Below are 13,958 nucleotides of genomic sequence, written 5' to 3' on the forward strand. Positions count from 1 at the left end.
TATAACGGTTGAGGTTTCTCAACCATGCTGCGGATAAATATATACGGTGCCAACTATTTTTCAAAAGCAGGTAAATGGATACCGCTACAAGTCTACTAGAGATAAATTCATTTATGCCACTCTGAAGACCTGCATTGACAACAGCATAGAAACAAAGATATGGTTATCATAAGAAGAGTAATATTGAAGCATACAGACTACCATCATCGTTTCATACCAGTAGATACCTGTTAGGGGAGACGAACGAGCTTGATCTATCTTGAACACCTGCTGAAAGCAACACATGGCCAGCTACGTTACCAGGGCAAACAGACCCGCTTCGACGCCTTCAGCCACGACACGCGACAACTTATTCCAGGAGAGATGTTTGTTGCGGTACGTGGAGAACGTGACGACGGGCATAACTACATTCTTGACGCTATTCGGCGCGGGGCAACCGGACTGCTTGTGGAAGCACGCACCCTCAATACCTTTCCAGACGAGCTACTCACAGCAATGGCTCACATCGCAACTATCGTGGTGGAAGATACACGCCTCGCCCTTCAGCAATACGCGCAGGCCATTTTGCAGATCTGGCACCCAAAGGTGATTGCTGTCACAGGCAGTGTAGGCAAAACCAGCACCAAAGAAGCCATCGCCACCGTCCTCTCTAATAGTTTCTCAACCTTTAGAAGCTGGCAAAATTATAATGATCTGCTGGGCATTCCTCTTTCACTTGGTCGCCTTGAGCCGCATCACGAATATGCGGTGCTGGAATTGGGCTGCGATCATCCCGGCGAAATTGCCGAGCTGTGCCGGATCGTCTCCCCGCAGATAGGAGTGATTACCAACATCACTCCTATCGAACTGCAATACTTCGGGACGTTTGATCGTTTAGCTGCCGAATTGGGCGCACTTCCTCAAAGCCTGCCCGCAGATGGCTATTTTCTTTTTGAAGATGAAAATGCCGCTATTCGCGCACTTATAGAGACATTACAACTTTCCGGCCCAACTATTGCCACGTTTAGCAGGCAGGAACTCAATCTCTCGCAGTTGCAAACGACCTGGAGCGGCCTGGCAACGGAGCTAATACCATCCGCAACACATGCGCACAAACTGCCCTTTTCGTCCCACTTACTAGGAACACATCATCTCAATACTATGCTCATTGCCTATCATATAGGAGTACAACAGGGTATTCCTGCCGCAGAAACAGTACAAGCGCTCAGCACCGTTGAGCCTATGGCGGGCAGGTTGTATCCGCTTGCAGGGGTGTCGCACGCCCGCCTCCTCGACGACACCCACAATGCCAGTCCAGCTTCTATGGAGGCGGGATTGGCAACACTCGCCATGTTGACACCGGCAAACGGTCGCCGCATCGCTATCCTCGGCGACATGCTCAATCTTGGCGATTATGAAGCTGAGGCCCATCGTGCCATCGGATCGCTCATCCCCCGCTATGCCGATTACCTCATTACACGTGGCGAACAAGCAGCGTTAATCGCTGAAGCCGCTCGTCAGGCTGGTTTTCCTGCCGACCGCATCAACGTTACCTATACCCACGAAGACGCGGCCCAGACAGCCCGTATGTTGCTTGAGGATGCAGACAGGCAACATCACGATGTCGTCCTTATTAAAGGCTCAGAGGTTGCCCGCATGGAGCGCGTCTCTGAAATGCTGATGGACCAACCAGCGAACGCGCCCGAACTGCTGGTCCGGCAAACGCCTGGATGGAAGCAGATTGTGGTGACGCGCCCACAACGTCCTACCTGGCTGGAGATCGATCTCAGCGCCATCGGCAACAATACACGCCTCCTCAAGCAGCTGATCGGGCCACAGGTACAGATCATGGTCAGCTTAAAGGCTGACGCCTACGGACATGGAGCGCTAAAAGTGGCTCGAACTGTTTTGCACAACGGAGCCACTATGCTTGGCGTAGCAACCGTCACCGAAGCAATTCCACTGCATGATGCAGGAATCGATGCCCCCATCCTGGTCTACGGCTATATTCCCCACTGGCAGATGCGCGAGGCAGTTCGTCTGGGCGTTACTGCAACCTTGTATTCCAGCGAGTCGGCTAAAGCTCTATCGCGTGCGGCACAGGCGTTGGACAAGACAGTAAAAGTGCATATCAAAGTAGATACGGGCATGGGACGCCTGGGTATTCGCCACGAACAGATCGACGAGATTGTTGCGCTGGTACGCGAGATCGCAGAACTGCCTGGTATTGAATTGGAGGGGATCTATACCCACTTCGCCAGCGCAGATGCCGAGGATCAAACCCATGCTCGCATGCAACTCGCCCGCTTCCAACATGTGCTCTCAGTATTGACGACGCAGGGGCTACGTCCTCCGCTCATCCATGCAGCCAATAGCGCCGCGACAGTGGCTCTGCCAGAAGCACATTTCGACATGATCAGACCGGGTATCGCTGTCTATGGGCTTCATCCCTCGCCATTAGTTCGCCTGCCAGAAGGCTTTCGCGCCGCGCTCTCTTTTAAGACACAGATATCACAGGTCAAATGGATACCCGCTGGAGAGTGCATCAGCTATGGCTGCACCTATATCACTGAACGCCCAACAAAGACCGCTGTGCTACCAGTAGGCTATGCTGATGGCTTCCGCCGCTCCCCGCGCAACTGGGGATCTGTGCTGATTCGCGGTCAAGAGGCTCCTATTCTAGGTCGCGTCTGTATGGATCAGTGCGTCGTTGATGTCACGCACATTCCAGAAGCACGTATGGGCGATGAAGTGGTTTTGATCGGTCGGCAGGGTAATGCCTCACTTACAGCTGAACAGATCGCCGAACGGCTGGGATCGCTCCACTGCGAAGTGACATCGGAAATTCTGGCGCGCGTTCCTCGCGTGAATTAAAGCTGTAATGGCTGAGATACAACTATTGTTGCCGCTGCAACGTACCTGATAATAGAGAGTATTTCATCGCAGCTCTCTTAGAAGCAGATACTCAGCAATAGTCGTGGGAGCCTCGCTGCATCATTTATCGATTCCGCTCCTACGACGCCAGCGATGCAAACCGGGAGAACAACTATGCAAGAACATGTGCTTGAAGCCTCGCACACACTAGCAGCCGTACAGACCACTGCGATATTGATAGCTAATCCAACATCGGGTAGTTATATTTTCCATGCTCAGCAGATCAAAGATACCATTACGTTTCTGCGTGAACATGGCTGGCAGGCCGAACTACAGTTAACGACTGCGGCGGGCGACGCGGGTCGTCTGGCGCGTGCAGCAGTGGAACAAAAGGTGAATGTTGTGGTAGCGGTAGGAGGCGATGGCACCATCAACGAGATTATCCAGGAATTGGCCGGGAGCGAGACAGCTCTGGCTGTGCTGCCAAGCGGAACAGTCAACGTCTGGGCACGTGAAGTTGGTATTCCCCTGGATAACAACGGAGCACGCGACGTGTTGTTGCATGGGCAGACGAGACACGTCGATCTCGGCAAGGTCAACAATCGCTATTTTCTCTTAATGACCGGAATTGGCCTCGATGGTGAAGTCACACAGTTTATCGAGAAAAAACCGGCCAAGCGCCTCGGTGTCATCGGCTACTGGCTGGTCGGAGCATGGCTCGGTATGGGGTATGGTGGCTTCCATATCACCATGCACATGAACGGGCGCAGAATAAAAACGCACGCATTGCAGGTTATTATCGGCAATACCCAGCTTTACGGCGGAGCAATCAAATATACCTGGCAGGCACAGTGCGATGATGGACTACTCGATATCTGCATTGTACGGCGACAGAGCATGCTGCGACGTCCCCTGGTTCTCCTCGATTTCCTGTTCCACCGTGAGCAGCGCCGCCAATGGGTCCGTTACGAAAAATGTACGCGTGTGAATATCCGTACCCGCCATCCTGTTGCTATCCAGATTGACGGCGACCCGATGGGCTACACCTCACAGGGCTATCCACCAACCAGTGTCAATATTGTTCCGGGCGCGCTCAAAGTCCTTGTGCCGCAGAAACCGCCGGAGGGTCTCTTCGCTCAACCCGCGCCAGATGCCTGAGCACCCAGAATTGTTAGATGGTTCATAGCACGCTGTCGCCAACCTTTTGTATCCTGCGTATTAGAAATAACAACACAATTCTGTTCTATTTATGCGTTTATATATTACTTCATCCTCACATTTATAGAGGTATATTATAGTATGGCTAAAGTGGTCTTGCAGGAACGGCAACATCAACTGCTCCAACGAGAGCGGCGGCTGGCTCAAGAGTTACAGGCGTGTTTCACTGGCTTTGAAGAGACGAATGCCAATACAACCATGTTACAACAGGTCGTGGCGTCTCTCGACGATCTCTTCCTGCTGGTGGTCGTGGGCGAATTTAACGCCGGCAAATCAGCATTCATCAATACACTCTTGCGTCAGGACGTGTTGGAAGAAGGAGTTGTCCCCACAACGAATCAGGTGACAATCATCCGCTATGGCGAGCAGCACGCAAAGCAGCAACCAGAGCAAGGTCTGCTGGAATACTACCACCCGGCGGACTTCTTGCGCGACATCAGTATCGTTGATACTCCTGGTATGAACGCTGTGTTGCAGGAACATGAACAACTGACCAGAGATTTTGTGCCACGCAGCGACCTGATCCTCTTCGTTACCTCGGTTGATCGCCCCTTTACGCAGAGTGAACGGCTCTTTCTAGAACATATCCGCGCCTGGGGCAAAAAGGTCGTCATTATCCTCAACAAGACCGATCTGTTGCGCAACAAAGCTGATTTGCGCAGGGTACAGCACTTCGTTGCCGAGAACTGCAAACATCTGCTGGGCTTCGAGCCAGAAATTATCCCCATCTCGATCCTACTGGCTCAGAAATCACGCACGGCCATCGGGCACGACGCGATCGAGCTATGGGAGCAGAGCAACTTCGGGACACTCGAAAAATATCTGTTCCAGACGCTAGACAAAATTGAGCGTGTGCGACTCAAATTCCTCAGTCCGCTCGGCGTCATGCAGCGCTTGCTTGATCAAACTCGCTCCGCTCTGGAGCAGCGCACTCGCTTGCTGGCAGAAGATGCCCGCACGGTTGGCACCATCGACGAACAACTCCAACTATATCGAGAAGACATGGAGAAGAACTTCTCGCACCGGCTCAGCCAGATCGAGAATATCGTGCTGGAGATGCGAGCGCGTGGCGACCACTTCTTTGACGATACGATTCGTCTGACGCGCATTCTCGATTTGCTGCACAGCGAGCGCATCCGGTCAGAATTTGAGCAAGAGGTGCTTGGAGATAGCGCGACGAGGATCGATCAGGCCGTACAGGAACTTATCGATTGGCTGGTAGAACACGAACACCGCCTCTGGCAGGATGTGATGGAATATCTGGACCGCCGCCGCCAGGTGAGCATACGCCAGCATGGTGAGATGCTGGGTACGCTCAGCCGGCAGTTTGATTACAACCGCCGCACACTGCTGCAATCAGTTGCCCGCGTCGCAAACACTGTGGTCAATAGTTATGATCGTCAGGCCGAGGCACAGGAACTCTCTGAGAACCTGCGCGGTGCTGTCACGCAGACAGCCATCGCAGGTGCTGGCGGCATCGGTCTGGGAGCCGCCCTGGTTGCCTTTCTGGGCACCGCCGCAGCTGATGTCAGCGGCGTGTTGGCGGGCATGGCAATTCTCGGCCTCGGCCTCTATATCATCCCAGCTCGACGCAAACGCGCAAAGCAGGACTTTGAAAACAAGATGGAAGAGCTACGTACGCGCCTGCGCCGTTCAATGTCAGAACAATTTCAGAAAGAACTCAACAATTCGATCCTGCGTGTTCAGGAAGCCATCGCTCCCTACACCCGCTTCGTGCGTGCCGAACAGAAGAAAACGGCGACAACCCAGGAGCAACTCCAACACCTTCACCACGACCTTCTCGCGCTCAAAAACGAGATCGAGTCTATGCAACAGGGCTAACGCCCAATCGAGTGAGATGAACGCCACCATTCATTCCACTCGATGATGCGCAAGACGACTATGAGAAATGCTATACGCAAAGTAGATGACGATGCCGATGGCCAGCCAGACCAGGAAACGCAGCATCGTGATCCAGGGCAAACTGATAATTAACACCAGCGAGGCAATGACCGAGAGCAATGGAATAACCGGTACCCAGGGCACACGAAATGCGCGATGCAGATTTGGCTGAGTTCGACGGAGGATCAACACCGCCAGCGAGACCAGCACAAATGCCGCCAGCGTGCCAATATTGGTCAGTTCCGCCACCACATCAATCGGCGTGAAGCCTGCAACCAGGGCCACAACAACTCCAACGAGCAGCGTAGAGATATACGGTGTGCGAAAGCGGGGATGCACATGTGAGAAGAAGGCAGGTAGCAACCCATCGCGCGACATCGAGAAGAAGATACGGCTCTGCCCAAAGAGCAACACCAGCAGAACCGTCGTCAAGCCACAGATGGCTCCTACTGAGATAATCGAACCGGCAGCATTCATGCCCAGCAAAATCAACGCATGCGACACAGGCGAGGCAACATCGAGCTGCTTATAGGACACAAGCCCGGTAAGGACAGCCGTTACCAGAATGTAGAGAATGGTACAGATAACCAGGCTAAAGATAATCCCCAGTGGCAGATCGCGCGACGGATTTTTGGCCTCCTCCGCAGCAGTGGAAATCTGGTCAAAGCCGATATACGCGAAGAAGATAATGCTGGCCCCACGCAAGATACCCCCGGCCCAAAGGGGAGAAATGGCGACCAGTTCGCTGGGTTAATGTGTCCGAAGCCAACCACCAGAAAGAACAGAATGACCGCGATCTTAATCGCCACGATAACCGTATTCACAGTGCTGCTCTCGGAGGTTCCCCGAATTAACAGCCCGGTAATCAAGAGAATAATGATCACCGCTGGCAGGTTGACGACGCCCCCAGAAAACGGCGAGATGGTCAGCGCCTTTGGCAGGATAATGCCTATTGTGTGAAGCAGATCCGTAAAATAACCCGACCAGCCAATACTGACTGCCGCCGCTCCCACCGCATATTCCAGGATCAAATCCCAGCCGATAATCCATGCAATCAGTTCTCCCAGCGTCGCATAAGAATAGGTATAGGCGCTCCCGGCAATCGGCACGATGCTGGCGAACTCAGCATAACACAGCGCCGCCAGCCCGCTCACGATCCCGGCCACGATAAACGAGAGGATCAGACCTGGGCCGGCATAGCGAGCCGCCGCAACTCCAGTCAATACAAAAATACCTGTCCCTACAATAGCTCCAATACCCATTGCTGTAATGCTCACCACATTAAGCGTCCGTTTGAGCGGGGCTTCCGTACGCTCGATTTCGCCCATAATAGAACTGATCGGCAGCACCCGCCTTATCGCATCATTTACGCTATTCCTATCAGTCGTTAGCATATGCCTCTCCTAATGATGTCTACACAAGAGTCATTCTAAAGCCAGGCAATTTCAACGCTCCCCATATATCATGGTACGCAGGCTTGCAAGAAAAAGAGACAGGCAACATCTAAAAAGAGCAATATGTTGTTATTCTTCAAGTGCATTAGCCGTAAGAAATAACAGAAAAGAATTGAAAGGATGGACAAAATGACGACGCAAAGAACCGCATGGAGGGAAGCGGCCTGGATTTTTCTGCTCAGTCGTCTGGCAATTGTGTTTATCAGCTTGATCAGTACCATCGCCCTGCCATTGATGGGGCAAAATAAGGGACATTTGTGTGTCACAGCTCCCCAGGCTTGTCTATTTTCCTGGTGGCGCTGGGATGCTATTGTCTATGTTGAGATCGCCCGGCACGGCTATGCCATCACGTATCATACAGTTTTTTTCCCACTCTGGCCCCTGTTGATCCACAGCATCGCCTCGATGCTCGGCGACTCCGCCGCTACCTATTATATTGTTGGACTTGTACTAGCCAATCTGCTCTTTTATCTGGCACTCGTTGTTCTTTACTGGTTGCTTGGCTGTGATTTCGATGGCACAACGGCACGCAATGCGTTGTTCTACCTCGCCTTCAGCCCCTATGCGCTCTTCTTTTTCGCTGGCTATTCCGAAGCGCTCTTTTTACTTTTAAGCCTGGTTGTGTTCCTGTGTCTGCAACGAGAAAAATGGTTGCTGGCTGGCATTGCAGGCTTCTTCGCCGCCCTGACGCGTTCGCCCGGCATTTTGTTGACCATCCCCTTCGCCATTACTTTTCTGCAACGCCTCTGGTTCGACCAACCAATAATAACAAGCAGGCGGGGGAAGATCAAAGTGCTCCTCTCGCCTGCCGTGTTTGCTCAAGCGTTTCCCATACTGCTGATACCGTTGGGTGTTGCGACATTTATGCTGTATCTCGGCTTACAACACTACTCGCCGCTGGCCTTCAGTCAGCAGGAAGCGCTCTACTGGCATCGCTCCCTTAGCTTTCCGCTCAACGGCATCTGCTCCGCGTTCTACCATCTGTTTATCCACCCAGAATTGATCGAGGCGAATATACCTGATCTGCTCTTTACCATTCTACCACTTGTAATACTCGTCATGGGCTGGAAATGTTTGCCGCTCCATTATAGCCTCTTCGCTCTGGTGATGGTCCTCTTCCTGCTGAGTTATCCACACGGTTCCTCTGAACCGCTGATCGGCACGCCGCGCTACATGCTGGTGATTTTCCCTATCACGATCATTTGCGCACAGTGGGCCAAAAATCCGCGCTTTGACCGCGCCTTCCAGGTGCTGGCTCTGCCGATGTTTGCGCTCAACATTGTCCTCTTTCTCAACCATCACTGGGTTGCCTGATCATCTGCCGGACAACATCCAGCATGGTTCGTTGCTAAGCGACCAGTAGTTCCATAATCATATGCTGGTGGGCGTGCCCACCAGCACACATCAGTGTTCGCCGGTTGGAATGCGCCAGTATAGTCCATCTTCCCGCTGCATAAGAGCAGATCTGGCACTGATCAGCTCTCTGCGCAGTGAGGCCGAGTCTGGATGATAGCGTTGCAGTATCTCGTTGACCTGCGCTTCCGTATAGACCACTCCATACTCAAATTGACGGGCCAGCCATTTCAGCACAACTCCTCGCTTTTTGACGCTGGCGGGAATCTCTTTGAGGCGCGTCCCCTCAAAGAAATCTCTCAGCACCTTGCGTTCCCAGGCATCACCCTCAACATCGTGAACCAGCGACGCCATCTTCTCAGGTGTGAGCAGGTGTTTGTTCGTACGGCGCAACGCCTCCGCATCAAGCCAGTAGTAGTGTGTATTACCATCGCTGCGCATCCCCACCAGATCCAGTTCTTTGAGCCGGGCAAGATGATGCGAGACGGTCGGCGCTCTCAGTTGGAGGAGCGCCGCCAGTTCCTCCACGCTCTTCTCACCATTGGCAAGCAAGCCCAGCAATTTCAACCGGTTCTCATCCGCCAGCACTTTGAAGAACTGAAGCAATGACTGAAATTCTTCCTGTGACATGTTCTCCTCCTACGTAGATCATAATCTAATTAGATTATGATCTACGTAGGAGGATTTGTCAATAGTTTTGTGTAGCAGAAAGTGAGCTACACCCAATGTGGGCGATAGCGCAACAGCGCTCCCACGCCGCCCACTTGCTGAAGGGCTTCATGCCCTGCAACCAGATCTACCTCAGCACCGGACAGCGTCGCCAAACGGACAAGATCGTTGCGCTCCTGCTCATTGAGCGGTGCTTCTTCGGCTATCACCAGCACATCGCCTTGCCCATGTTCAAACGCATCTCGCGCTTCCTGCAATCCAACCACGCCAAGCCCTTGCTCGCGCACGGCCTCCATCAATTGGTCCGCTCGTGCGTGAGACTCTTCCTCCTCCACCAGCGCCAGAATCGGCACTAACTCATCCATGACCTTATGACGGGGCGTTTTGATATCCAGGCGTAATACCTCTTCATGCACCAGCGGTTCGAGGCGTGCGGGCAATGCCTGATGTAAGAGAGGAATTGCCACAGCATCTCCGGCCAGGATTACGCGCTTAGCACCCTCCTGCGTCACCAATTCATCAAGGGCCGCAGCCGCTTCCTTTGCGAACTCCTCGCGCTGATTCGTCACGCGGCGCTGGTATTGTTTGTGGTTCAGCCCTCCAGTGTTGCGTTTGCTATAGGCAAATGGATCATTGTCTGGCCCCGCCACCTCTTCTAAAAAGCCACGACGCGTCACGAATAACCGCGTCGTATTGGTATCTACCAGAGCCGCCACAACCGTCTCCTGCTCATCGAGCAGGCGTGCCAGTTGAAACAGATCGGGCACTGGCTCCAGAGAAACCTGATTCTCAAAGGGTACACCCGTTTCGATCACCTCGAACAAATTATGGCTGTTGCATGCAAAGATCGCAACGCCCTGAAGCCAGGGACCGGCATGCTCATCCAGAAAGCGCTGCACACGATTGGCGTCAATACGGAAGTTATCCAGCGCGGCCCCACGTGGCAGCAGGGTTTTCTCGATCTGACGGAAGCGATCTGTCAGCATAAGCTGGGCCGGGCGCACAGCAGGAGTCCCGCCATGTGGCTGCATATCCAGATACACGCTCAAGATCAGAGCATCGCCCGGATCAAACTTCGCCAGTTGTCGCAAAAGATCTCGCACCTGTTGCATGAATTACTCCTTTCTCTCCAACACATAAAACTCTCTAAGTCACACGCCAATCTCACATCCCTGGTTTCTTCAAACACTAGCATAACAGGCCAACATGAATATATCGTAAGAAATAAGCGAATTGAACCTGAGAGTGAAGGAAACATTCATTTACAGATATATTTCTCACTATAGTGAGTTTTGATAATTTTTTTACTCAATGCAAATAGTACAGTATTCTCAGTTATATTTCAGTATATTCACAGGGCAGATTCATAGAATGGTGCTATACTTTTTTGCAGAGAAGGGGTGACACATACAATGGCGTATATGTTACCCTTCTCATTAATGTTGTGGTTGACAGGGAGGGACTCACGGTTATTCCCCCACATGTATCCGAAAGGATGAGATAGATACTAACAAAAACCCCTACAATCAATCGAGTGGAGGAGAAACACGAATCCCACCGATACGAGCAGACGCCGGTTCATGATCTGAGGGAGCAGGTCAACCATACTTTATGTGACTGGAGAAGGAGTACGCCCACGTACCGTCTAAGCGTTGTGCCTTCCCCTGATCAAAAAGGCTACTGAACATGTATTAACATCATTGTTCAGTAGCCTTTTCATTACTCAACCCGAATGATGGTATACGTTTTCACCCCGCCAGGGGTGGAAATGATGATGTAATCGCTTGCACGGCGACCCAACAACGCTTTACCAACCGGGGATTCATGCGAGATGCGCCCCGCGCCCGGGTCCGCTTCATATGACCCGACGATAGTATATTGACGTGTGCTGCCGTTCTCTGCCGCAAGGTGCACGACAGAGCCAACTGAGACCACCTCAGTCGCTACTTGTTCAACATCAACAATCTGAGCATTGGCTAGCAACTGTTCCAGTTCCGCGATGCGCTTTTCGAGTTGTGCCTGCTCAAATTTCGCATCGTCAAACGCGGCGTTTCTCGTAACATCACCCGCCTCCACCGCTTCACGCAAGTATTGTGCGATCTCGGCGCGTTTCACCGTACGTAGAAACTCCAACTGGCTGAGTGCGCGTTGCTGACCTTCATTGGTGAGAAACTGCATATCCATTTCCTATCTCCTTTCACTCGTACCGCTGGAATTTACGATCCAAACTGACTACCAGGCGTGCTCTCATCAGCATCCATAATGGATAGTTCCACAGTATTCCAGGAAGCGCGGCTCATCGTCCTGACGTGGGATAATAAGAGGCTCATACCCTATGATGAGAGTAACTGACAGATGTCACAAGATAGTATGGCATAGCAAGATGAGATAGGTTTGTGAAGAGGCTGAAATAGAACTGAGAGTTATGCAGTATGCCAGCAACGATGCTTCCACATTCTGGCATACTGCCTTCTTTGCTAGGACTTATTATGCAGCATTTGATCCAGACTTGCTCCAATGACAACTGTGTGACCACTCGGGAGCGTATTATCGACAGCAGCAGCAGCAATGGCCTCGCCCATCTCCTCGGCTGTGGGCAATTTTCCAACAGAGGCCTGCCGTTGCCCGGTCAAACCCGGCTCGGCTCGCTCTAGCAATTTGGGGGTAATGGTTCCCTCAATCAAATCACCGGTAATGACGACCAGACGAATGCCACGCTTGTCTAATTCTGGCAATCGCGCACGTAACGCTTGCTCACCGGCATATTTTGATTCGGCAACTGGCGCGTAGGTTGGGATCTGATCAACCTGGCCGTAGAGGTGCGCCCAATGGCTGGTGATGAACGCCACCACGCTACCGGGGTGCATGAGAGGTAGAGCTGCATTGAGCAGCTCTACCTGTGCATCACGATTGATATGCATGGGATAGGCGGGATCAACTGCCAGCAGATCCCGCTCTAATCCCCCGGAAGCATTGAGAACCAGCACATCCAGCCTGCCTCCCCATGCACGAACCATGGCAAAGAGCTGGTCGCGTTCGTTTTGGCGCGTAATATCGCTACGTATGGCCAGGGTACGTACATCGCGCAAAGTGGCCTCTGCAATAACCTCCTCTGCACGTGCCACTTTATTGCGATAGGTGAGCACAACATCAAATCCCCGCTCGGCCAGCGCAATTGTTGTTGCAGCACCTATCCCGCGTGACCCACCTGTGATTAAGGCGATACGATGGGAAGGCTCCATGAACTATTCCCTTTCAGATGAAGGTGCAAACACAACTTCTCGTCCCTGCTGTGCAGAAGCATAACAAGCATCAATAATACGCGCCCGACGCAATCCCTCGTTGCCAGTATACAAAGACCAGTTGCCGCTACGAATATGCTCAACAAATTGACGAATAACGGCCAGATGGAACTCGCTCTTTGGATTCTGGACCGCAATCTCGGAGGGAGCGCCCGCCACATCTGTATAGATGCGCAACGTATCCCTGGTTGAGTAATATTTCACCTTGATCTCTGCCCCCCCTCGGAGCCATAGAGGATCACGCCGTAATCGTCTCCATAGCTGCTATTTGTGGCCCAGCTTGTCTCCAGCGACAGCGTAGTACCGTTGGCAAGCCGTATAAAGGCCGTTGCCAGATCTTCCACGTCCTGGGAATGGTTTGCGCCTGACTTTGTGGCCTCTTTATCGAAGCCGCGCCCTCTCTGAATCAGTTCATCATATGTACTGGCGCTGACCGTGACCACTTCCGGCTCACCAAGCAGATAGAGAACCATATCCAGCACATGGACGCCGAGATCGATCAAGGGGCCGCCACCGGATTTCGCTTTGCTGACGAACCAGCTCCCAGCTCCGGGAATACCGTTGCGCCGCATCCAGTAGGCCTTCGCGTAATAAATGCGCCCCAGTTTGCCTTCATCGATATAACGCTTCAAAGTCTGCACATCGCCGCGCTCCCGATGATTAAAGACTACCTGCAAAACACGCTTTGCTTCGACTGCCGCCTGAACAATCGTTTCTGCCTCCTCAGCAGTGCGCGCCAATGGTTTCTCACACAACACATGCAAGCCTCGTTGCAAAGCAGCGATAGCAATGGTTGCGTGCAGATGATTGGGAACGCCGATACTGACGGCGTCAAGATCGTCGCGCGCCAGTAGATCCTGATATTCACGATAGAGATGCGGCACCTCATACGTCTTGCCCAGGTATGCTAGTCTATCCTCTTCCAGACCTGCCAGTGCAACTATCTCCACGTTAGGAATCTGCCTGAAGCTCTTTAAAGCGCTCTCCCCACCAAATCCCAGACCAATCACCCCGACACGAATTTTTGTCAATTGATCGCCAACATTTTCTCTTGTTTCAGTCATTGAGAAGAACAACCCCTTCTATCACAAAAAACAACATAGCGCGTTCTACAGATGGCGCTTTTCTAAAGCAAAAGACCCTGCAACATTGCTAGATCAGGGTTATTGCCTTTTACAAATCCAACAAAGCCCCTGCAGCCAGGATG

At 52.4% G+C, this 13,958-nt stretch carries 10 protein-coding genes and 1 pseudogene; 4 read left to right on the forward strand and 7 right to left on the reverse strand.

Annotated elements, in window-relative coordinates:
• Positions 1 to 249 precede the first annotated feature (249 nt).
• The 3 genes from alr (at position 250) to K3T83_RS11495 (ending at position 5,913) form a co-directional block, all read left to right on the forward strand.
• A complete protein-coding gene (gene alr / locus K3T83_RS11485; RefSeq protein WP_220203110.1) occupies positions 250 to 2,853 on the forward strand; it encodes an alanine racemase in 2,604 nt (867 codons plus the stop codon).
• 174 nt (positions 2,854 to 3,027) lie between these two features.
• Entirely contained in the window at positions 3,028 to 4,011 is a 984-nt protein-coding gene (locus K3T83_RS11490) for a diacylglycerol/lipid kinase family protein (protein WP_220203111.1), read from the forward strand.
• A 141-nt stretch (positions 4,012 to 4,152) separates the two neighbouring features.
• Positions 4,153 to 5,913: a dynamin family protein gene (locus K3T83_RS11495; protein ID WP_220203112.1), complete on the forward strand. Its 1,761-nt coding sequence runs from the start codon at positions 4,153 to 4,155 to the stop codon at positions 5,911 to 5,913.
• Between the two features lie 30 nt (positions 5,914 to 5,943).
• Here the strand turns inward: K3T83_RS11495 and K3T83_RS57875 are convergent.
• Positions 5,944 to 7,367 (reverse strand): annotated as a pseudogene (locus tag K3T83_RS57875) (amino acid permease).
• A gap of 189 nt (positions 7,368 to 7,556) precedes the next feature.
• On the opposite strand from K3T83_RS57875, the gene K3T83_RS11505 reads away from it, so the two are divergent.
• Entirely contained in the window at positions 7,557 to 8,741 is a 1,185-nt protein-coding gene (locus K3T83_RS11505; RefSeq protein WP_220203113.1) for a mannosyltransferase family protein, read from the forward strand.
• 90 nt (positions 8,742 to 8,831) lie between these two features.
• Here K3T83_RS11505 and K3T83_RS11510 read toward each other — a convergent pair whose 3' ends face one another.
• The 6 genes from K3T83_RS11510 to K3T83_RS11535 all read right to left on the reverse strand — a co-directional run bounded on the left by K3T83_RS11510 (position 8,832) and on the right by K3T83_RS11535 (position 13,815).
• Positions 8,832 to 9,410 carry a DUF2087 domain-containing protein gene (locus tag K3T83_RS11510; RefSeq protein ID WP_220203114.1) on the reverse strand — a complete coding sequence of 193 codons (579 nt, stop codon included), beginning with the start codon at positions 9,408 to 9,410 and terminating at the stop codon, positions 8,832 to 8,834.
• Between the two features lie 86 nt (positions 9,411 to 9,496).
• A complete protein-coding gene (locus tag K3T83_RS11515) occupies positions 9,497 to 10,561 on the reverse strand; it encodes a baeRF10 domain-containing protein (RefSeq protein WP_220203115.1) in 1,065 nt (354 codons plus the stop codon).
• Positions 10,562 to 11,168: 607 nt separating this feature from the next.
• Positions 11,169 to 11,633 carry a transcription elongation factor GreA gene (gene greA, locus K3T83_RS11520; RefSeq protein WP_220203116.1) on the reverse strand — a complete coding sequence of 155 codons (465 nt, stop codon included), beginning with the start codon at positions 11,631 to 11,633 and terminating at the stop codon, positions 11,169 to 11,171.
• Between the two features lie 293 nt (positions 11,634 to 11,926).
• On the reverse strand, positions 11,927 to 12,691 hold the full coding sequence (locus K3T83_RS11525) for an SDR family oxidoreductase (protein WP_220203117.1): 765 nt from the start codon (positions 12,689 to 12,691) through the stop codon (positions 11,927 to 11,929).
• A gap of 3 nt (positions 12,692 to 12,694) precedes the next feature.
• Entirely contained in the window at positions 12,695 to 12,955 is a 261-nt protein-coding gene (locus K3T83_RS11530; protein ID WP_220203118.1) for a Gfo/Idh/MocA family oxidoreductase, read from the reverse strand.
• Entirely contained in the window at positions 12,952 to 13,815 is an 864-nt protein-coding gene (locus K3T83_RS11535; RefSeq protein ID WP_220203119.1) for a Gfo/Idh/MocA family protein, read from the reverse strand. The genes K3T83_RS11530 and K3T83_RS11535 overlap by 4 nt, the downstream gene beginning before the upstream one ends.
• Between the last annotated feature and the right edge of the window lie 143 nt (positions 13,816 to 13,958).

The sequence above is a fragment of the Reticulibacter mediterranei genome, assembly GCF_016587455.1.